This is a genomic window from Halomonas sp. PGE1 (assembly GCF_013000985.1).
Classification (GTDB): Bacteria; Pseudomonadota; Gammaproteobacteria; order Pseudomonadales; family Halomonadaceae; genus Halomonas; species Halomonas alkalicola.
The window spans coordinates 3,171,477-3,192,453 of record NZ_CP053032.1 but is presented as its reverse complement, the minus strand read 5'-3'; the positions used below and the strand labels follow the sequence as shown (position 1 = coordinate 3,192,453).

General features: G+C 67.8%; 18 protein-coding genes and 2 pseudogenes. 18 read left to right on the top strand and 2 right to left on the bottom strand.

Annotated features, from left to right (window positions below):
- Window positions 1-16 precede the first annotated feature (16 nt).
- Entirely contained in the window at window positions 17-1,804 is a 1,788-nt protein-coding gene (locus HIR79_RS18695; protein ID WP_169958948.1) for a methyl-accepting chemotaxis protein, read from the bottom strand.
- A 322-nt stretch (window positions 1,805-2,126) separates the two neighbouring features.
- Here HIR79_RS18695 and HIR79_RS15040 point away from each other — a divergent pair, with 322 nt between their 5' ends.
- The 6 genes and pseudogenes from HIR79_RS15040 (at window position 2,127) to HIR79_RS15020 (ending at window position 7,879) form a co-directional block, all read left to right on the top strand.
- The gene (locus HIR79_RS15040) at window positions 2,127-2,735 is read left to right on the top strand and encodes a cell division protein ZipA C-terminal FtsZ-binding domain-containing protein (RefSeq protein WP_169958947.1); all 609 of its coding nucleotides are present in this window, start codon (window positions 2,127-2,129) and stop codon (window positions 2,733-2,735) included.
- 158 nt (window positions 2,736-2,893) lie between these two features.
- Window positions 2,894-4,465 (top strand): annotated as a pseudogene (locus HIR79_RS18550) (GAF domain-containing protein); the annotation flags it as partial.
- 14 nt (window positions 4,466-4,479) lie between these two features.
- Window positions 4,480-5,709 carry a putative bifunctional diguanylate cyclase/phosphodiesterase gene (locus HIR79_RS18545; RefSeq protein WP_349304983.1) on the top strand — a complete coding sequence of 410 codons (1,230 nt, stop codon included), beginning with the start codon at window positions 4,480-4,482 and terminating at the stop codon, window positions 5,707-5,709.
- A 273-nt stretch (window positions 5,710-5,982) separates the two neighbouring features.
- A complete protein-coding gene (locus tag HIR79_RS15030) occupies window positions 5,983-6,213 on the top strand; it encodes a DUF2835 family protein (RefSeq protein ID WP_110070581.1) in 231 nt (76 codons plus the stop codon).
- A gap of 62 nt (window positions 6,214-6,275) precedes the next feature.
- Window positions 6,276-6,761, top strand: a complete 486-nt coding sequence (locus tag HIR79_RS18540) for a hypothetical protein (RefSeq protein WP_249322178.1) — start codon at window positions 6,276-6,278, stop codon at window positions 6,759-6,761.
- Window positions 6,758-7,879, top strand: a complete 1,122-nt coding sequence (locus HIR79_RS15020) for a GGDEF domain-containing protein (RefSeq protein WP_249322177.1) — start codon at window positions 6,758-6,760, stop codon at window positions 7,877-7,879. Before HIR79_RS18540 ends, HIR79_RS15020 begins: the two co-directional genes overlap by 4 nt.
- A gap of 61 nt (window positions 7,880-7,940) precedes the next feature.
- Here the strand turns inward: HIR79_RS15020 and HIR79_RS15015 are convergent, their stop codons facing one another.
- A complete protein-coding gene (locus HIR79_RS15015; RefSeq protein ID WP_169958946.1) occupies window positions 7,941-8,843 on the bottom strand; it encodes a methyl-accepting chemotaxis protein in 903 nt (300 codons plus the stop codon).
- A gap of 231 nt (window positions 8,844-9,074) precedes the next feature.
- Here HIR79_RS15015 and HIR79_RS15010 point away from each other — a divergent pair, with 231 nt between their 5' ends.
- From HIR79_RS15010 to HIR79_RS14955, 12 genes and pseudogenes are all read left to right on the top strand, one after another.
- Complete coding sequence (locus HIR79_RS15010; protein WP_169958945.1) at window positions 9,075-10,757, top strand: HD domain-containing phosphohydrolase; 1,683 nt, start codon at window positions 9,075-9,077, stop codon at window positions 10,755-10,757.
- Between the two features lie 181 nt (window positions 10,758-10,938).
- Entirely contained in the window at window positions 10,939-11,358 is a 420-nt protein-coding gene (gene fliS / locus HIR79_RS15005; protein WP_169958944.1) for a flagellar export chaperone FliS, read from the top strand.
- Window positions 11,355-11,771, top strand: coding sequence for a flagellar protein FliT (locus tag HIR79_RS15000; RefSeq protein ID WP_169958943.1), 417 nt, complete (start codon window positions 11,355-11,357; stop codon window positions 11,769-11,771). The genes fliS and HIR79_RS15000 overlap by 4 nt, the downstream gene beginning before the upstream one ends.
- Window positions 11,768-12,940 (top strand): flagellar hook-length control protein FliK, encoded by a 1,173-nt coding sequence (gene fliK / locus HIR79_RS14995; protein WP_169958942.1) that lies wholly within the window; start codon window positions 11,768-11,770, stop codon window positions 12,938-12,940. Before HIR79_RS15000 ends, fliK begins: the two co-directional genes overlap by 4 nt.
- Complete coding sequence (locus HIR79_RS14990; RefSeq protein WP_249322176.1) at window positions 12,927-13,223, top strand: EscU/YscU/HrcU family type III secretion system export apparatus switch protein; 297 nt, start codon at window positions 12,927-12,929, stop codon at window positions 13,221-13,223. The genes fliK and HIR79_RS14990 overlap by 14 nt, the downstream gene beginning before the upstream one ends.
- A 353-nt stretch (window positions 13,224-13,576) precedes the next feature.
- A complete protein-coding gene (gene flhD, locus HIR79_RS14985; RefSeq protein ID WP_119021701.1) occupies window positions 13,577-13,909 on the top strand; it encodes a flagellar transcriptional regulator FlhD in 333 nt (110 codons plus the stop codon).
- 3 nt (window positions 13,910-13,912) lie between these two features.
- On the top strand, window positions 13,913-14,476 hold the full coding sequence (gene flhC, locus HIR79_RS14980) for a flagellar transcriptional regulator FlhC (protein WP_169958941.1): 564 nt from the start codon (window positions 13,913-13,915) through the stop codon (window positions 14,474-14,476).
- Between the two features lie 192 nt (window positions 14,477-14,668).
- Entirely contained in the window at window positions 14,669-15,541 is an 873-nt protein-coding gene (motA, locus tag HIR79_RS14975; protein WP_169958940.1) for a flagellar motor stator protein MotA, read from the top strand.
- Window positions 15,538-16,506 (top strand): flagellar motor protein MotB, encoded by a 969-nt coding sequence (gene motB, locus HIR79_RS14970; protein ID WP_169958939.1) that lies wholly within the window; start codon window positions 15,538-15,540, stop codon window positions 16,504-16,506. The genes motA and motB overlap by 4 nt, the downstream gene beginning before the upstream one ends.
- Window positions 16,507-16,524: 18 nt before the next feature.
- A pseudogene (gene cheA / locus HIR79_RS14965) lies at window positions 16,525-18,652 on the top strand (chemotaxis protein CheA).
- Window positions 18,649-19,143, top strand: coding sequence for a chemotaxis protein CheW (gene cheW, locus HIR79_RS14960; RefSeq protein ID WP_169958938.1), 495 nt, complete (start codon window positions 18,649-18,651; stop codon window positions 19,141-19,143). The pseudogene cheA and the gene cheW overlap by 4 nt, the downstream one beginning before the upstream one ends.
- A 93-nt stretch (window positions 19,144-19,236) precedes the next feature.
- Entirely contained in the window at window positions 19,237-20,868 is a 1,632-nt protein-coding gene (locus HIR79_RS14955; protein ID WP_249322175.1) for a methyl-accepting chemotaxis protein, read from the top strand.
- Window positions 20,869-20,977 lie beyond the last annotated feature (109 nt).

Below are 20,977 nucleotides of genomic sequence, written 5' to 3'. Positions count from 1 at the left end.
CGGGCCTTCTTCTATTTCAGAACGTTTCCCACTCGGCCTCGGTGGAGGAGGGCGCAGTACGCACGGGGGCGGTGCGCCCCGGCGAGGCAAGGGCTGCCTGCCGAGGCGCCACGGATGCTGAACCGGCGGTAGCTGTCGGTGCCTTGGCTTGCGGAGTCTTGCGCTGGTCGCCGGGCTCGTCGCCCAGCACAAAGGTGTCGATCAGGGCGCTGAGCTGGGTCGCATGGTGGCGCATTTCCCCGGCGGCCGAGGCGCTCTGCTGCACCATGGCGGCATTCTGCTGCGTCATGGTGTCCATCTCGGCCACCGCGGTGTTGATCTGGCCGATGCCGCTATTCTGCTCACGGGCCCCGGCGCTGATCTCGGCGATGACGTCGCTCACTCGCGCCACGCTCTCGACGATGCCCTGCATGGTGGTGCCGGCGCGCTCGACGATCTGGGTGCCCTCGCGGGTGTGGGCCACGGAGGCGTCGATCAGGGTGCGAATCTCCTTGGCCGCCTCGCTGGAGCGGCTGGCGAGAGAGCGCACCTCCTGAGCCACCACGGCGAAGCCGCGACCCTGCTCGCCGGCCCGGGCGGCCTCGACCGAGGCATTCAGCGCCAGGATATTGGTCTGAAAGGCGATGGAGTCGATCAGGGTGATGATCTCGCTGATCTGGCCGGCGGAGTGGTCGATATCGCCCATGGTACGGGCGACCTCGCGCATGGCGGTCTCGCCTTCGCGGGCGACGCCGGCGGTCTGCTGAGCCAGCTGGTTGGCCTGCTCGGCGGCCTCGGCGCTGTGGTTCACGGTGGCGGTGATCTGCTCCATGGAGGCCGAGGTCTCCTGGAGGTTGGCCGCGGCCTCTTCGGTGCGCGTGGCCAACTCGTCGCTGCCCTGGGCGATCTCGCCGGCGGCCTGGTGCACGCTGTAGGTGCTGCGCCGCACGTCCCGCAGGGTCTCCTGCATGCGTGCCACGAAGGCGTTGAACTGGGTGGCCAGGTCGCCCAACTCATCGTTGCGCTGGGCGGTGAGGCGGCGCGTCAGGTCGCCCTGGCCGCGGGCGATCTCGCCCATGGCCTCGGCGGTATGACGAATGGGGCGCACGGTGTGACGCACCAGCACCAGGCTGACGGCGGCCACCGCGCCGAAGATCAGCAGGCCGAGCAGGGCAGTGGTAAGCAGGCTGCGGCGAAGCTCCGCCGCAGCCACCGTCTCGGCGGCCGCCATGCTCTCATCGATGTCGGTGACATAGACCCCCGCGCCCAGCACCCAGCCGAGCTCGGGAATGGCATCCACATAGGAGTACTTGGGCTCTACCCGGTCGGTGCCGGGGTATTCCCAGGGATAGGCGTAGTGGCCGCCGCCGCTGCGGCCCACCTCGATGAAGTCGCGCACCAGGTAGCGCCCATCCGGCGCGCGCAGGCCGCTCATGTCGGTGCCTTCCCGTTCGCGGCTGTAGGGCAGCACCACGTTGGTGCCGTCGAAGTCGTAGACGAAGATGTAGTTGTCGCCCTCGAAGCGGATGGCGCGGAGCACTTCGGCTGCAAGGCGGCGCTTTTCGGCCGCACTGAGCCCCGGGTTCTCGAGCACCGGCGTGATGGCGGAGCGGGCGCTCTGCACCACGTCCTGCACGCCGGTCTGGCGGGTATCGAGGAGCAGCTGGCGCTGCTGCTCCAGCTGCTGGCGGCTGTCCTGAATACGTGAGAGGGCCTGGCTGGCGGTGAGCGTCAGGATTACCACCAGCAGGGGGATCAGGACCAGCAGCAGCAGGCGCGTCTGCAGCGAGAGCGCGCGCCTTAAGGGCGTTGCGGTGTGGGGCATGGACAGGGTCTCGTCGTGGGGTGACTTGGAAGCATTTTCCATATCGGCCCGGTAGGGCGAGACTTTAGTCGATCTCGCCAAATCGCTTGAGACGCTCGGTGTCGTGGGCTGCGGTTATGCTATGAATCCAGGGAGCAGGCAATCGGCCACGAGGTCCAGCCGTAGTTCAGGGCTGGCGTGACTCCCGCCCAGTGACGGTACCTCTGTTGCGGGTGCTGTCTGGCTGGGTGTGGCTTGATATGAGTCAATAATACTGTGTTAACTCTGTGTGTTAGCATCGTCGTCCTGTCAATATTCTTATAAAAAGTACAAGGAGAGCATGGTGTTCGATTCCCTGCCTGCGGTGTTGGGTGTGGTCGCCCTGTTGGGAAGCCTGGCGGCGGCCGGGCTGGCGCTCTATCTATCTGTTGCGTTCCTGAAGCCACAGCGGGCGGCACGCAGCGCTGAGCCTGACGTCAAGCCGCGGCCCGGGCCGACCAGTGAGTCGACCCAGGATTCGGCACCCTCCCGCGATGGTGGCGGTCCGCGCCGCGCTCAAGCGGTCACGGCGCATAGCCTCTTCGTGATTTTTCCGGAGCCAACGTCCGAGACACAGGCAGAGGTAGTGGCATGGCTTCGCAAGGTGGAGGCCCGCTACGATTCCGTCTTCGAGGTCTTCAACGTGGCTGGTGAACAGCCCGCCAACCCGATCAAGGTCGCCAATGCCTTTCCGCCCGGCACCCTGCCGGACCTGCTGAACGGGCAGGGCAGCGATGGTTTCCAACTTCGCGGCCTGAGCCTGCTGGTAAAACCTCCGCTGCGGCGAAGCCGTAACCAGCAGATGCACGTCTTCGTGGCGTTTGGCAGGGAGCTCGAGGCACTCGGCGGCGAGGTGCTCGATGCCGACCGGCAGCCGGCCACCGAGCAGACCTACGAGCGCATCCTGGGCTGACTCGCATCAGGCCTGCCTCAAGCTGCCCCGGCATTGGCCGATAGCTAGGCAGAGCCGTCCCGACGCGACACACAGGAAGCCCCAATGCCTAGCGAGCCGATCTTGCCCTCGATCTACGTCCTGTCGGCCCTGGCTGGGCGATCCGGTGGCCCCCGTTGATGGCGGCACCCCTGCCGGCCGATGAGGCGGCGCGGCTGCGCGCCATGTGGCGCTATACCCGCCATGACCGCAGCGTCGATCCGGCGTTGGAGGCCATCGTCCAGCTGGCGGTCGATGCCTTCGACATGCGCATCGCGCTGATCAGCCTGGTGGACGAGAACTGTCAGTGGTTCAAGAGCCAGGTGGGCCTCGGGCTCGATGAAACGCCGCGTGAGCTCTCCTTTTGCGCTCACGCCATCCTGGGCGAAGGGCCCTTCGAGGTAGTGGACGCCGCCCAGGACCCGCGCCTCCAGGCCAACCCGCTGGTGACCGGGCCGCCGCATATCCGCTACTACCTGGGGACGCCGCTGGTGACGCCGGAGGGGTTCGCCATCGGCACCCTGTGCCTGATCGATTCGCGGCCGCGCACCCTGGATAAGGCGCAGAAGGCGGACCTCATGGGGCTGGGCGAGCAGGTCATGCGCCATTTCGAGCTGCAGCGCCTGCGGCGACTGGAGGAGACCGTCACCCGCGCGGGGCTGGGCACCTGGGAGCTGGATGTGGCCTCGGACGCCGTGTGGGGGAATACGGCGTTCCAGCGCCTGCATGGCTCGGGGCCGCTGACCCTTGGCAGCCGCCAGGCGCTGAGCCAGGACTATCTGCCGGAAGACCGCGAGCGGCTGCAGGCGGGGCTGGAGGCGGTCATTCGCGAGGGAGCGCCCTTCGAGGCGTGCCTGCGCCTGAGGCGCCCGGGGGAGGCGCAGACCACCTGGGTGCAGCTGACGGCCGCCCGGGCGGATGCGGTGAGTCCGTCCCGCCACCTGGCGGGCACCCTCCAGGACATCACGTCGCTCAAGCAGAATAAGCGCGAGCTGGAGTGGCGCCACCGGATCGACCAGCTGGTGACCCGGCTGCAGTCGGGATTCATCGCAGGGGATGATATCCCCGGCACCTTCGCCACGGCGCTCGAGGCGCTGCTGGAGTTCACCGAGAGCGAGTATGGCTTCATCGGCGAGGTGTTCCATGACGCCGAGGGGCTCCCCTACCTGCAGACCTACGCCATCACCGACATCAGCTGGGACGAGGCCTCGCAGGCGCTCTTCCAGCGGGCCAGGGCCCAGGGGCTGCGCTTTACCCGCCTCGATACCCTCTTTGGCCATGTGCTGCAGAGCGCTGAGCCGCTGATCTCCAATGCGCCGGGCAGCGACCCGCGCAGCGGCGGGCTGCCGCCGGGGCACCCCCCGCTCAAGGCGCTGCTTTGCCTGCCGGTGCTGCTGGAGGGGGAGATGGTGGCAATGGTGGGGCTGGCCAACCGCCCCGATGGCTACAGCGAGCGCTCACTCACCCTGCTGGAGCCGCTGGCCCAGCTGGTGCACAGCCTGCGCCTGCGTCGCCAGCATGATGCGGCCTGGCAGCGCCTGGAGCTGTCGGCGAAGGTGTTCTCCAGCAGCCGCGAGGCGATCATGATCTCGGATGCCGAAAATCGCATCATCGAGGTGAACGAGGCCTTCGAGCGCATCACCGGCTATTCACGAGACGAGGTGCTGGGCAAGAATCCCGGCCTGCTCTCTTCCGGACGCCAGACGCCGGCCTTCTATCAGGCGCTGTGGCAGACGCTCCGCGAGGAGGGGCACTGGCAGTCGGGGTGCTCGACCTCGACCGCTTCCAGGACCTCAATGCCCGCCTGGGTCGGGAGGAGAGCGACCGCGTGCTGGTGGCGCTGGCGGGGAGGCTGGCGGAAGCGGTGGCGCCGGGCGACCTGGTGGCGAGGCTCGGCGGCGATGAATTTGCCTTCCTGCTGCATCGCTTCCAGGACGCGGGGGAGCGTCTCGAGCGCATCATCGAGCGGCTGGCCGAGCCGTTGTCCGTTGGGACGAACGAAGGGCTGCGCGTGACCGGCAGCCTGGGGGTGACCCTCTATCCGGCCGATGACGCCGACCCCGAGACCCTGCTGCGCCATGCCGACCAGGCGATGTACCGTGCCAAGGTGCTGGGGGGCAATGGCTATGTGCTGTTCGACCCGGACCGGGAGCAGCAGATCAAGGCGCTGCAGGCGCGGCGCAAGGCGCTCTCCCGGGCCCTGCTGAACGATGAGTTCGTGCTCTATTATCAGCCGCAGATCGACCCGCGCACCCGGCGCGCCATAGGCGTGGAGGCGCTGATTCGCTGGCAGCACCCCGAGCAGGGGCTGCTGGCCCCCCATGCCTTCCTGCCCACCATCGCCGGTAGCGACCTGGAGCTGGCCTTCGATGCCTGGGTGCTGCGCACGGCGCTGCGTCAGGTCGAGGCCTGGCTGGCCGAGGGCCTTTCCTTGGGCGTCTGCATCAACCTCACGCCCAAGTCGCTGACCCAGGATGGCTTCGTCGATACTCTGCGTGCGACCCTGGCCGCTCATCCCCGGGTGCCGCCGAAGTTGCTCTGCCTGGAGGTGCTGGAATCGACGGCGCTGGACGATTTCCAGGCGGCGACCCGGGTGATGCGCGACTGTCGTGCGCTGGGCGTGCAGGTGGCGTTGGATGACTTCGGCACCGGCTACTCGTCGCTGGCCTATCTGCGGAACCTGCCGGTGGATGTGATCAAGGTGGATCGCAGCTTCGTCATGAGCATGCTGGAGCGCGAGCACGACCTGGCCATCGTGGAGAGCGTGATCTACCTCGCCAAGCGGTTCGGCAAGCAGGTGGTGGCCGAAGGGGTGGAGAGCGCTGCCCACAGCGAACGCCTCCAGGCAATGGGCTGCGACCTGCTGCAGGGCTTCGGTATCGCCCGGCCGATGCCAGGCGAGGCGCTGCCCGCCTGGTGCCAGGCCTTCGCCGATGGCCGGCAGAATGTAACCTAGGCTCTGTCCGAAAACTGGCTGCGCTCGACCATACGGCGTTAAAAATCAGCTCGTGCGCGAGTCCGATCAAAATACTCATTTACACCCCGTAAACTCCGTCTTTTCGCTGATTTTTGCCTTGTCTGTCCTTCGCTCGCCGACTTTTCAGACAAAGCCTAGGCGGGCGGCTACCCGGGCTGCTGGTCGAAACGGCTGGCCCGCTTAACCCTCTCGTTTCCGAGATGGCCACGAGCCGCTATGCTCGCGGGATGATGCCGATGAGGGCAGGGCAGGATGATGACGCTGGATGTGGTGCTGTCGCTCTCGCCCGAGGCGTGCCGGGCCTACTACGAGGGGCGAGCCGAGCAGGTTCACGCCTGGAGCACCGACGGGCGGCGGGTGGCCTTTCCGGCCGTGGCGCTGCGCCGGGTGGTGACCCGGGAAGGCGTGCATGGCATCTATCGCCTGAGGGTCTCGGACCAGGGCAAGCTGCTGGAGATCACGCGGCAGGCGGATCTCCGTTGACGTGATAACATGCCGGTAACAATATCCTTACAACTTACAACACCTGTGTCAGGAGCTCGCCCATGGTGCCTGGAACCGTGCTGCGCCGTTCGTTTGCCGGGTTATCGGTCGCGCTGCTGTGTCTTGCCGGAACGGCAGCCTCGGCGTCGCCGGAGTACGTCATCCTCAAGCAGGGCCAGCAGGAGACCCGCCTCTCCGTGGAGGAGCTGCGCCAGCGTGCCGACCTGCGCTTCTCGTTCTACGACCCCTACCTCGCGGATGACGTGGAGATCACCGGCCTGGTGTTTCGCGACCTGCTGCTTGAAACGTTCGGCGAGGTGCCGGCGCAGCTGCGCTTCACCGCCTGGGATGACTACGACGTCACCCTGGGGGGTTGGGACGATCCGAACTGGATCCTGGTGACCCATCACGACGGTGAGCCGCTCACCCTTCGCCAGCGCGGCCCGTTGCGTCTGGTGGAGCGCGACTACGGCAGTCGCGATCCCGGCAACCTGCGCAACTTCAACGACTGGATCTGGATGATTCGCGAGGTCGAAGCGCTGCCATGAGTCGGGGTCTGCGCTGGCGTCGCCATCTGGGGTGGCTGTGGCTCAGCGTGATGAGCTTCACCGCCCTGATGCTGCTGATCACCTACGAGACGCGCTGGGTGCACCCCGACATCAACGCCTACTTCAGCCAGTCCGGCAACCTCACCGGTCAGCAGCTCGCCACGCGCTCCCGCCGCTACCTGGAGGAGAGCCTGGGCCTGCTGCTGGAGGAGGGCGAGAGTGCCGCCGCCCGCGAGCGAGCCAGCTTCCAGGTCGAGCTGGGCTACAGCCTCTTCGATATCGGACTCTACCGAAACGAGTACGCCTGCACGCTGCCGAGCCTGGCGCGCCTGGACGAGCTTCAGCGGCGACTGACGCGCGGTGAGGCCCTGCCGCCGTCGTCTCTCAGCCAGCACCTGCTGGGGCCGATCCGCTGCCTTACCGAGATCGAGATGGACCAGCTCGATCGCCGCAGCAAGGTGACCAACGAGTTCGTGGAGCAGACCCGTCGCCACCAGACCCAGGTGCTGGTGGGCAGCCTGCTGATCTACCTGCTGGGCCTGGTCTTCTGGTGGATGCATGAGCGCCGGCGCCGCCAGGCCGAGCGGGCCAGCCGCGATAGCCTGCGCTGGATGGCCCAGGCACTGCGCGACCCGCTCACCGGTATCGGCAACCGCAGCGCCCTGCACGATGACGTGATGGGCGACCAGGGCCGCGCCCTGGGGCTTGTCCTGATCGATATCGACTACTTCAAGCAGTACAACGACACCCTCGGCCACCCCGATGGAGACCGCCTGCTGCGCGAGCTGGCGGAGCTGATCGACGCGGCCCTGGGCCGGCGGGCTAGGCTCTATCGCATGGGCGGCGACGAGTTCGCCGCCCTGCTGCCCTGTGAGGGCGAGGCCATCCTGGAACGCGCCTGCCAGAACCTGGTCGACGCGGTTCACCGGGCGGCGCTGCCCCATCCGGGCCACCCAGCCGGTGACTGGGTGACACTCAGCCTGGGGGCGGTCCACTTCACTGCCAGGGGTGACGGCTTCTCGGGCGCCTATGCCGCGGCCGACCAGGCTCTCTATCACGTCAAGGCAAACGGCCGCGATGGCTGGAGGCTCGGCAGCGACGTCTCCTCCTCCGCCTGAGGGGAAGCACTCCCTTGCAGCGGCACCCCTGCGAACCGGCCGATCGTCAGCTGGTCGATTATCAGCCGGTCTTTGCCAGGCGTGCGGCCGTCGTCGGCCTGGCCAGCCGGAAGGTGCCCACCGCGGTCAGCAGGTTGCTGGCCGTTTCCGCCAGCCGTTCGGCATTGGCGTGGGAGGCATGGAGGGCCTGGCGCGAGGCCTGCAGGGCGGCCTGCATCTCCAGCACGCTGCCCTCCAGCTCCTCGATCCCCAGATGCTGTTCGCGGCTGGCGCCGTCGATCTCCACCAGCCGTGCCGCCACCTGGTCGAAGGCGCCGAGCACCTCGGCCATGGCATCGCTGGCGGTGCGGGTGCGCTGCGCCCCCGCCTGGACGCTCTCGCCGGTCTCGTGGATGCGCCGGCGAATGCTCTCGGCGATCTCGCTGGTGCGCTGGGAGAGCTGGCGGACCTCGCCGGCGACCACCGCGAAGCCGCGCCCCTGATCGCCGGCCCGGGCCGCTTCCACCGAGGCGTTGAGTGCCAGCAGGTTGGTCTGGAAGGTGATCTGGTCGATGTCGCCGAGCAGGGAGGCGATGCCGGCGGCGTCGCTCTCCAGCCGGCGCATGGCGCTGCCCAGTGCCTCCACCTCCTGCTGCCCATGCCGGGCATGACGCGCGGCAGCTTCGGCGAGCTCGCGCACCCGGGCGGCTTCGCTTGCGCTCTCGCGAGTGGTGGCGCTGAGCTGGGTGGTGCTGGCCGAGACCCGTGCTACCTGCCCGGCGTTGCGTTCGGCCTGCTCGCCGAGCTCGGTCTGGCTGCTGGCCAGGGCGTCGCCCAGCTCGCCGACCTCGCTGGCCGTCGCCCGCACCTGATGCAGGGTGCTCGCGACCCGCTGCTGCATGGTCTCGATGGCCGCAAGCGTCGGCCTGCCGAGGTCGCGGCGGGTGAAGACATCGTCCAGTCGACCCTGGCCGGCGCGGGGCATCCGGAGCATCCTTCTGTGAGAGGGGGAGGCCTGGGCGTCATGGCCGGCCACCTTCCTGCTATCGGCCGGCATCGGGAAACCTTTAGCCGGCCTGCCTGTTGAATATAACTTCTGTATAGGTTTTTGTCGCCGCTGTTTGCGGCAGGCTCAAGTTTCCGGCCTGATGGCCGATAGCACCGAGGGAGCCATCGGGCACGGGCCATGGTGTGACGAGAGCAGGCAGGGACAGGGATGACGGGAGCAGACGACGGCTACGTTCGGGTGACGACGCCCGCCGAGATGGAAGAGATGCTGTTACGGCTCAGCCAGCCGGGAGGTGCCTCGCTGCAGCTCGATGCCGAGGAGAGCCACCCGTTTCCGGTGCTGGTGGTGGAGCAGCTGCCGGGCGAGCACCTGTGGCTCGATATCAGTGCCATCCGTGAGATCGCCCCGGAGCTCAAGCGCGGCACGGCGTTCCGCCTGCTGGGGCAGAGCCGCGACCAGATGCTGCGCACGCCGCCATTGGCGATGAGCGAGTGCCAGGAGCAGGGGGGGCGCCTGATGTGCCGTTGCCCTTACCCCACCAGCCTCGAGGTGCTGCAGCGGCGCGCCGCCTTCCGCGCCCGCCTGCGCCTCGGCATGGAGGTGGGGGCCATCGTGCGTGGCGACGATACCGAGGCATCGCTGCAGGGGGATCTGAAGGATCTCTCCCTGGAGGGGTGTCAGCTGGAGCTGCCGCTGTCGGGGGCCGGCTTCCTGGCTGACGCCGACCTGGTGGAGATCGAGCTCTGCTTCCTCAACGGCACGCGCTTTGTGATTCCTGCCAAGCCCCGCCACCGCCAGGCGGACCCCGAGCGCCAGGCGCTGCGCGTCGGCATGCAGTTCGTGGCACCGAGCGGCGACCAGGAGCGGCAGCTCTGGCACTTCGTGCGCGAGATCGAGCGGGAGTCCACCCGCCAGGGGGAGGGCAGCGACAGCTCGCTGCTGCCCTCGCTGCTGTTCCAGACCGACCTGGCCGCCCCTGCCCCGGTGAGCCGTCGCAACGTCTCCCCCTATGCCACCCCCATGGCCAAGCGGCTGGCTCGCATCGCCGGCTACCTGGATGCCCAGCTGCTCGAGATCAAGCAGGGCGGCCGCCTCGATTCCGTGCAGCTCTCGAGCTTTGCCGACCGCCTGCTGGGGCTGCATGCCGAAGATCGCGAGGCGCTGCTGTTTGCCACCTGCTGCCTCTACAACGAGCCGCTGCTGGTGCGCCACGGCCTGGGCGTTGCCGTACACCTGCTCGATCTCGCCTCGAGCGGTCCCTTGCCACGCGATGTGCGCAAGGCGCTGGTCGCCTGCGCCATGGTGCACGACCTCGGAAAGTCGCTGCTCCCGGCCGAGCTGCTGGAGGCGTCGAGCTGGGAAGCGTCTCGGCGCGAGGCGCTCGCCGCCCACGTCGAGGTGATGCGTGAGCGCCTGGGGGCCTGCCACTGGCTCGCTCCGGGGGTGGTGCAGGCGGTGGTCATGCGAATCAACGAGCGCCTGGATGGCAGCGGCTACCCCGATGGGCTCTCCGGGGAGCAGCTCGGCGAGCTGACGCGGCTGGCCAGCGTGGTGGATGTGGTGGAGGCCATGCGGCGCGACCGTCCCGACCGCCCGGCCTGGACGATCAGCGATATCTATCGCTACCTGCTCAGCCACCCTGGCCAGTTCGATGCCCGCTGGGTGAAGCGCTATCTCAAGCACTTCGGTGTCATGCCGATCGGTACCCTGGTGCGCTTCGCCGGGGGCGAACTGGGCTGGGTACAGCGCCTGGATGGCATGGGACGCCTGGCCCAGATCCAGCTGACCGAGCGGGCCGAAGCGCCTGGGGAGGCGCTGGGCGAGGTGCTGCGTGGCGAGCGTCTCGAGCGGCTGGGCGAGGTCGCCGAGGTGCTGGCGGTCTCCTGCTGAGGCCACCTCGCTTCGCCCTCTCCGCCGGCGCACGCTAAAGTCTCCTTACCCCGGGCCGATAGAGGAATATATCCACCTGATCGCGGGCTATTCATGGCCTGGGCGGGTGCCAAGGGTGTCACACTGAGTGTCATGATGCGGTGCAAGATCGGGCATCGTATGCGAATCAGAGGAGAAGACGATGAGTGCCATACGTGGAGCCGCCGCCTACGGCCGAGGCGCCAGCGCCTATGCCCGGGTCGGCGTGGAGAGTGGTGTGATGTCGGCAAGCCCCCATCAGCTGATCGTGATGCTCTTCGACGGGGCCCTGGCGGCGATGCGTGCGGCGCGCATTCACATGGAAGCCGGCAACACCCCGGAGAAGGGGCAGTCCATCTCCAAGGCGCTGGATATCGTCAACAACGGCCTGGCGGCCGCCCTGGACACCGAGAAGGGCGGTGAGGTGGCCGAGCGGCTGGCGTCGCTCTACGACTACATCGCTCGCCTGCTGCTGGCCGCCAACCTGCACAACGACCCGCAGAGTCTGGCCCAGGCCGAGTCCCTGCTCGAGAATGTGGCCTCCGCCTGGCGCGACATCGGCGGCCAGGCGGGGCGCGAATGAGTGCCCACCTGAAGGGCGATGCCGAGGCGCCTGTCGATCGCCAGGCGCTGCTGCTGGCGGCCTACGAGTCGTTGATGAACGCCTCGCGGCGCATGCTGGTCTCGGCCGAGGCCGGCGACTGGGAGGCGCTGATCGAGCAGGAGGCCGACTATCTGGTGCGGGTCGAGCGCATCAAGCGCATGGATGCACAGCAGCCGCTGGATGACGGCGCGGCGGCCCGCAAGGCGGCGCTGCTCGAGCAGATCCTCGAGCAGGATCTGGAGGTTCGCCGGCGGCTCGTCGAGCGGCGCGAGGAGCTCGGTCGCCTGATCGGCAGCTCACGGCGGCAGCAGGCCCTGTCCCGCGCCTATGGCCCTCAGCAGGGGGGCATGCCCATCGACGCGGCACACCGGTTCGGTCCGCCGGAGCCGTGAGCGGTATCAACTCGCTGATCGACACCGTTCTGCACCAGGTACTGGGCAAGCGGATCGACACCGCGCCACCGCGTGACCTCAACGAGCCGGTGCGGCCGATCTCTCCCTCCGAAGCGCCCCGCGCTCTGCACAGCGATTCGCGCCTGGATGCCAGGTCGCGCTCTGCGCTGGTCGTGGAGCCTCAGCGCCCCGGTCGCGAAGGGGCGGCCCCCCCTCCCGCCGCGCGGCCGGGTGGCGAGCCATCGCCACCGTCCTCTACCCAGACCCACTTCACCCCCGCGGCGCGCTCCATTGCCGATGTGCTGCTGCGCTTCCCGGCGCCGCCATCGGCGCTCCGGCCCGCGGCTCCGCTGGTGGCGACCTCGGAGCCGGCGACCCCGGCGCTGACGGCCGAGCGGCTGCAGCTCAGCGTGCGCGACAGCGGGCTCTTCTATGAATCGCACCTCAACCGCTGGTATCGGGGCGAGATGCCCCGGGAGCAGCTGCTGCGAGAGCCCCAGAACCTTCCGCTGCGCGAGCCCCAGCACCTGCTGCGTCCGCCGGGCTTCGTGCCGGCGGCACCTGTGCCGGGTCGTGCCGGCGTCTCCCCGCAGGGCCAGGCGGCGGCAGAACCGCCAAACCTGCGCCTCCAGACCTTCGAGCCGGCGGCGCCCTCGCTGCGTCGCGACCTGATGTCGCCGCTGGCCCCGGCCCGAAGCCCGGAGCCGCCGGAACGCCAGGTCGCCCCCGGGCGTGATGTCCCCCTGCCGGCCGTTCGCGAGCCGGTGCAGGAGAGCCTGCAGGGGATCGTGCGCCAGCAGCTGGAGATGCTGGTGACGCCGGTGCTGCGCTGGGAGGGCGACGTCTGGACGGGGCTCTTCATGGCGCTGGTGCTGCAGGTGCCCGTGGCCGAGAGGGATGCGCCCTCCGAGGAAAAGGGGGACCAGGAGCGCGACGAGCAGGAGGCGTGGCGCAGCGCGATGACGCTGCAGGTGGCGGGCTTCGGCGAGGTGCAGGTATCGCTGTGGCTGACGGACTCCCGCCTCGAGCTTGGCCTCTCTGCCCCTGAGCCGGACGTTCGCCAGACGCTGGCGCGAGGACTCGACCGGCTCGAAGGCAGGCTGTCGGCGCTGGGGCTTGCGGAGGTGAGGGTGCGGCTGCTCGAGGAGGTGGCGCATGGCCGAGCGTGATGGAATGACCGGGCGCGAGGGGCTGCCGCGACGCCGGGCCGTGGCCCTGGCCTATCGCGAGGGCGATGACGCCCCGCGGGTGATCGCCAAGGGCTATGGCGAGCTCGCCGAGCGGATCATGGCGGAGGCGCGCCGGCAGGGCATTCACGTGCATGATGCGCCGGAGCTGGTCGGGCTGCTGATGGGGCTCGACCTGGATGAGCGGATTCCTCCCGCGCTCTACCAGGTGATCGCCGAGCTGCTGACATGGGTCGGAGAACTGGCCGAGGAAGCCAGAACTTGAGTTAACTTTTGTAAAAAATTGTCGTCATGAAGTAAGAAACCAAAGTCCGTTTTGTTTCCAGGCTGACACAGTATGAGATTTGCCATTCCAGAAGGATGATTTCCATCACCTTTTTTTCTGTATTGATCTGCGTCAATTTTCCATCACTATTTCGTAATGTGCTGACCTATTGCATCCCCGCCGTATTTCCCCAGAATCAACGTCGAACTGATGAGGAGCCTTGCCCGCTCAGCCGGGCACTCCAAACCGTCAAGCCTGCCGGTCCTCGAGAATCATCTCGAGCGCGAGAGGTGGGTGACAAGAAGAAAGCCGCGGCAATCCCCTGGCGCGGCAACAACTTGGCGTAGGGAACCATGCAACATACCGACCTGCTGGACGAGATCGAGGAGATCAATCTCGCCTACCTGCTGCTGGCGCAGCGGATGCTGCTTGCCGACCGAGTCTCGGCCATGTTCCGTCTCAAGATCGACGATGAGATGGCGGACCTGCTGCTGGCGCTGAGCTCCCGGCAGCTGGCGCGGCTGGCGCGTACCAATCAGCTGCTCTGCCACTTCGGCCACGGCAGCGCGGACCAGCTTCGCCAGATCGTCGGCAATCCCCGCGACCAGGGGCAGGACCGCTTCCACGCCTCCCTGCTGATGGCCTCGCGTACCCGGCTGTCGCTGGCCGCCGGTGAGGGGGCCTGAGCCATGTCGCAGAAGAGTCTTGTCGATGAGATGCAGCAGGTGCAGCTGGCTATCGAGCTGATCGAGCTCGGCGCTCGCCTGCAGGTGCTGGAGACCGAGACCGAGATCAGCCGTGCCAAGCTGATTCGCCTCTACAAGGAAGTGCGCGGCATGTCGCCCCCCAAGGGGATGCTGCCGTTCTCCGCCGACTGGTTCATCACCTGGCTGCCCAATATTCACTCCTCGCTGTTCTACAACATCTATCTGCGGCTGCGGGAAGATCAGGGCTGCGAGCGGATGGAGGCCTTCGTCACGGCCTTCCGGCTCTATCAGGAGCAGGTGAAGCTCGATGGCGCCGAGACGGTGCTGGGCCTGACCCGGGCCTGGACGCTGCTGCGCTTCTTCGAAAGCGACCTGCTGCAGCTCTCCGAGTGCACGCGCTGTACCGGTCACTTCGTGGCCCATGCCCACAGCCCCGCTCATGACTATGTGTGCGGCATCTGCCAGCCCCCCTCTCGGGCGGGCAAGACCCGCAAGCGCCAGAAGGCCGGTGCCGAGACCCCTGCCGCGGTTCGTCGAGTCTCCTGACACACAGGCGCCGGCACGGCGCCACCCCCTACGTCTGACCGCGCGCTTTCATCGAGTCGCGCGGTTTTTTGTTGGCATGTCTCAAGTCCCGGGCCGGGAGGCCGATAAGACCAGTACGACGTCTCGGTGGCTCCACCGCTGGTGGCAAGGCCGAGCCGGGGCGGACGACGGGCTGAGCGAAGGAAGTGGGCAGTGCTGATACCTCTTGGATATATCGTTGTCATTCTCTGCGTGTTCGGCGGCTTCGTGCTGGCCGGCGGCAGCCTCGGGCCCATCTTCCAGCCTCTCGAGCTGTTGATGATCGGCGGGGCAGGGGTGGGTGCCTTCATCGCCGCCAACAACGGCAAGGCGATCAAGGCCACCTTCCGGGTCTTCTCCAAGCTCAAGCGCGCCAACCGCTACGACAAGAGCTTCTACATGGAGCTGATGGGGCTGCAGTACAAGATCCTCGCCAAGATTCGCCGCGAGGGCATGCTGGGGGTCGAGCGCGATATCGACGCCCCCCAGGAGAGCGCGCTCTTCAACGACTACCCGCGGCTCCTGGCCGACCCCATGGTGATGAACTTCCTCACCGACTACCTGCGCATCATGGTGAGCGGCAGCATGGAGCCCATGGAGCTCGACGAGCTGATGCTCCATGAGATCGAGGCCTTCGAGGCCGAGGTGCATATTCCCGCGGACGCCATCGCCAAGGTCGGCGATGCCATGCCAGCCTTCGGCATCGTGGCGGCGGTGCTGGGCGTGGTGAAGGCGCTGACCTATGCCGACGCCGGCCCCGACGAGATGGGGGAGATGATCGCCCACGCCCTGGTGGGTACCTTTCTCGGCATCCTGCTGGGCTACGGCTTCATCAACCCGGTGGCCAGCCGCATCGAGCGCCAGGCCAAGGAGGCGGAGAAGGTGCTGCAGTGCATGCGGGTGACCCTGCTGGCCAGCCTGCACGGCTATGCGCCGCAGATGGCCGTGGAGTTCGGGCGCAAGGCGCTGCATACCGCGGAGCGGCCCAGCTTCCACGAACTGGAGGAGCACGTGCGTAGCGCCAAGACGGAGTCTGCCGGCGCATGAGCACGGGGGAGGGGCGCCGGCCCATCATCATTCGCCGCAAGAAGGTGGTGCATCGCCACCATGGCGGCAGCTGGAAGATCGCCCTGGCCGACTTCATGACGGCGCTGATGGCGCTGTTCCTGGTGATGTGGATCCTGTCGGCGGCAAGCCCGGAGCAGCGCGAAGGGGTGGCCGAGTATTTTCGCACTCCGCTGGTGACGGCCATCACCGGTGGCAGCGGCTCGGCCCAGACCAGCAACGTGATTCCCGGCGGCGGGCCCGACCCGGTGCACTCGGAGGGCGAGCGGGCGCGCCTCGACATGCGGGCCCAGACCCGCCCCAGCGATGTGCAGCGCAACTTCTTCACCGACCTGCAGCGGCGCATCGAGTCGGCGCTCCAGGAGGATCCCGAGCTGCGCCATCTGCGCAGCCAGATGCGCTTCGACATGACCCGCGAAGGGCTGCGCATCCAGCTGCTGGATACCGACCAGCGCCCGATGTTCGATGTGGGCAGCGATCGGGTCGCGCCCTACATGCGCAGCCTGCTGCGCACCATGGCGCCGCTGCTCAACGAGCTGAACAACGACCTGAGCATCGGTGGCCACACCGACAGCACCCCCTTCGCCGGGGGCTATCGCGGCTACAGCAACTGGGAGCTCTCCAACGATCGCGCCAACGCCTCCCGCCGTGAACTGGTGGCCGGGGGCTTCGACTCCGGCAAGCTGCTGCGCGTCTCGGGCTTCGCCGATCGGGTGCCGCTGCCGGACCTCGATCCGCAGGATTCCGCCAATCGGCGTATCGAGCTGCTGCTGCTGTTTCCGGATGTGAGCGAGCAGATTCGCACGCCGTCCCTGATCAACGGGCCCGGCATGCCTTCGCCGTCGGCTCGCCTGGGCGGAGGGGTCGACCTGGCCCCGGTGGAGGCCTTTCAGCAGAGCCTGCGCCAGGCCCTGGGCGGCGAGGCCGGCGCTGCCGATACGCCATAACGAGGAGAAGGACACGCGATGGATATCACCGATTTCTATGACACCTTCTTCGAGGAGGCCGAGGAGCTGCTGGCGGACATGGAACGCCACCTCCTGGAGCTCGACGTGGAAGCGCCGGACGCCGAGCAGCTCAACGCCATCTTTCGGGCGGCCCACTCCATCAAGGGCGGCGCGGGGACCTTCGGCTTCGAGGTGCTGCAGAAGACGACCCATCTGTTCGAGAACCTCCTCGACCACACCCGCAAGGGCGAGCTGCGCCTGCGCCGGGACATCGTCGATACCTTCCTGGAAACCAAGGACATGCTCAACGACCAGCTCGGCGCCTACCGCAACGGCGAAGACCCCGACCAGGCCGCCTTCGAGCGCATCTGCGCCATCCTGCAGCAGCTGGCGCGAGAGGAGATCGATCAGGGCCTGGCGGGCGGTGCGTCGGCCAGCCCCGTGCCCGCCAGCCCGGCACCCGCCGTGGAGCCCGCGGCCGAAGCGGGGGCGCCGGAATGGGGGGGCTGTCCCCGATTCAAGCGCCGATTCAAGCGGCTGCCTGGTGGTGGCCCTGCTGGGGGTGAGCGACGAGAACCGTGCGCTGCTCATCGAGGAGCTCGGCCAGCTGGGTGAGGTGAAGGCCCAGAGCGGCGATCAGGCACGCTACGAGGTGCTGCTGGAGACCACGGCGAGCCCGGACGACATCGAGGCGGTGATGTGCTTCATCATCGAGCCCGACGAGATCGAGGTCACGCCGGCCGCCGCTTCAGCCGATGAGGCGGTCGCGAAAGCGCCGGCCGGTGATGCCGTCGCGCCGGCCGCGGCCGAGCCGCCCGCACCCTCTCCCTCGCCGGCGCCTGGGGCCCCCCAGCAGCAGGCCGTGGTCGAGGCAGCCGCCAAGGCCAAGCCGAAGCCCAAGGCCAGCGAGTCATCGTCGATCCGCGTCTCGGTGGAGAAGGTCGACCAGATCATCAACCTGGTGGGCGAGCTGATCATCACCCAGTCCATGCTCGACCAGACCGTGAGCCAGCTCGACGGGGTCGGCAATGGCGCGCTGCTCAACGGCATGAGCCTCTTGCAGCGCAACGCCCGGGACCTCCAGGAAGCGGTGATGTCGATCCGCATGATTCCCATGGACTTCGTCTTCAGCCGTTTCCCGCGGGTCGTGCGCGAGACCTCCGCCAAGCTCGGCAAGGAGATCGAGCTGATCACCGAGGGGGAGTCCACCGAGCTCGACAAGAGCCTCACCGAGCGGATCATCGACCCCCTGACCCACCTGGTGCGCAACAGCCTCGACCACGGCATCGAGCCCCCCGAGGTGCGCGAGGCGGCGGGCAAGCCGCGCACCGGCAGGCTGACGCTCTCGGCCCGCCATCAGGGCGGCAACATCATCATCGAGGTGATCGACGATGGCGCCGGGCTCAATCGCGAGAAGCTGCTGGCCAAGGCGCGCGAGAGCGGGCTCAACGTCTCCGACGCCATGAGCGACGACGAGGTGTGGCAGCTGATCTTCGCCCCCGGCTTCTCCACCGCCAAGGAGGTGACCGATGTCTCCGGCCGCGGCGTGGGCATGGACGTGGTCAAGCGCAACATCCAGGGCATGGGCGGGCATGTGCAGATCATGTCCCGGGCGGGCGAAGGCACCACCATTCGCATCCTGCTGCCGCTGACCCTGGCCATCCTCGACGGCATGTCGATCCGGGTCGGGGAGGAGGTCTTCATTCTGCCGCTGACGGCGGTGCTGGAGTCCCTGCAGCCGGCTCGCGAGGACCTCTATGCCATGGCCGGGGACGACGTGGTGCTCAAGGTTCGCGACGAGTACCTGCCGGTGGTGGCGGTGCACGAGGCCTTCGAGGTGGCGGGTGCCCGCACCGAGCTCACCGAGACCATCGCCGTGATCGTGCAGGGCGAGGGGCGGCGCTATGCGCTGCTGGTGGACGACCTGATCGGCCAGCAGCAGGTGGTGGTGAAGAACCTCGAGACCAACTATCGCAAGGTGCCAGGCGTTTCGGCCGCCACCATCCTCGGTGACGGCAGCGTGGCGCTGATTCTCGACATTGCCGGCCTGCATCAGCTCAGCCGGTTCAGGAAGCAGGCGCGACATGCCAGCCGCGCCACGCTCTCCGCTACTCCGCTTTCTCTCAAGGAGGTTGACGTCCAATGAACAGCGCGACCCATCAGGCGGCCCTGTCCGCCGAGGCCAGCAATCAGGAATTTCTGGTGTTCTCCCTGGGGGAGGAGGAGTACGCCATCGATATCCTCAAGGTGCAGGAGATCCGCGGCTACGAGAACGTGACCCGCATCGCCAATGCGCCGGACTTCATCAAGGGGGTGACCAACCTGCGCGGCGTGATCGTGCCGATCGTCGACCTGCGCATCAAGTTCCACCTCGAGCGGGTGGAGTATGGCGGCCAGACCGTGGTGATCGTGGTCAACGTGGCCGACCGTGTCGTCGGCATCGTGGTGGATGGGGTCTCCGACGTCATGACCCTCACCCCGGAGCAGATCAAGCCGGCGCCCGAGTTCGGGGTCACCCTCTCCTCCGATTTCCTCAGCGGCCTGGGCAGCCTGGATGACCGCATGCTGGTGCTGGTGGACATCGACAAGCTGCTGACCAGCGAGGAGATGGCGCTGGTGGAGAAGGCCGCCGACTGAGTGGCCTGGATGCCCAGGGCAGCCGCCGTGGGCAGTGAAGCGATGCGAGCCTTGAACAAGTCATAACATTACAACGAGGTAGTCATGCGGGGAATGTCGACGAGTCGGAAGCTCTGGGGGTTGCTGGGTATCATCTGGGTGGCCATGTTGATGCTGGCCGGCTGGGGAGCCTGGGAGACCCGCCAGACCATGCTGGCCGAGCGCAAGGGGGCCCTGGGCGACTATGTCGACATGGCCATGAACGCCGTGGCTGGCCAGGCCGAGCGCCTCGCCGCCGGCGAGCTCGATGAGGCCGAGGCCAGGGCCCTGGCGGCCGCCATGGTGCGCGACATGACCTACGACCAGGGTCGCGGCTATGTCTATGTCTTCAACGAGGACTATGAACTGCTGGCGCATCCGCGCCTGCCGGTCGGGACCTTCGTCGGCGACTTTCAGAACGAGGAGGGGCGCTACCTGTTCCGCGAGTTCGTGGAGTCGGTGCACCAGGACGACGGCTTCGTCGACTATCTGTGGGCCCACGAAGAGCAGGGCGGCCTGGCGGAGAAGTCCTCCTTCCACGGCTACTACGCCCCCTGGGGCTGGGTGATCGGCACCGGGGTCTATATCGACGATATCGACTCGGCCTTCCTGGGCTCCCTGATCGGCAATCTGCTGTCGCTGCTGGCGGTGGGCCTGCCGCTGACGCTGCTGATGGGCCTCACGATCCGGGATATCTCCCGGCGCCTGGGGGGCGATCCACGCTATGCGGCCGAGGTGGTGCGCCATATCGCCGACGGCGATCTGACCCGTGATGTCCGGCTCGCCCGCGCCGAGGGCGAGAGCCTGCTGCACGACATCGACCGGATGCGGGCCAACCTGGCGGCCACCATCGGCGACATCCATCGCAGCGCCGACGAGGTGGGGCAGGCGGTGGACGAGCTCAGCGCCGGCAACGATGAACTGGCCACGCGTACCGAGCAGCAGGCGGCCTCCCTGGCCGAGACCGCCTCGAGCATGGAGCAGCTCACCGCCACCGTGCGGCAGAACGCCGAGCACAGCGACCAGGCCCGCGAGCTGGCCGGCAGCTCGGCCAGCAGCGCCGAGCGGGGCCGGGCGGCCATGAGCAGCGTGGAGGCCTCCATGGCGGCGATCAACGACAGCGCCAGCCAGATGATCACCATCGTCGACACCATCGATGCCATCGCTTTCCAGACCAATATCCTGGCGCTGAATGCCTCCGTGGAGGCGGCCCGCGCCGGCGAGCACGGCCGCGGATTCGCCGTGGTGGCCGAGGAGGTGCGCAAGCTCGCCAGCCGCAGCGCCGAGGCCGCCCGGGAGATCAAGGGGCTCATCGAGACCTCCGGTACCCAGGTGGCAGAGGGCAGCCGGCGGGTGGAGGAGGCCGGGGGCATCATCGCCGGCATTGCCCGCGAGATCGCAGAGCTCAGCACCCTGGTCGGCGACATCTCCGCGGCCTCCCGGGAACAGAGCCTAGGCATCGAGCAGGTCAACGAGGCCGTCTCCCAGATGGACCGCATGACCCAGCAGAACTCCGGCCTGGTCGAGGAGCACACCCTGGCCTCCCAGCGCCTGGCGACCCAGAGCCACCGCCTTCGCGAGCATGTGCTGCGCTTCCGCACCGGTGCCGAGCGTCACCGGGCGGTGCCGGCCGAGCCTGCGCCGGTGCCCGCTCCGGTGATGGTGGAAGCCGCTCGCCCTCGCCAGTTGGCGCTGGCCGAGCGCTGAGACGACGACATCCCGACGCCCCCTGGCGCCAGGGGAGGAGAGCCGGCCGACAGATGCCGTCCCTCCCGGAACCGGATGGGGCGATCTCGCCCCGGCCGCAGCAGAAAGA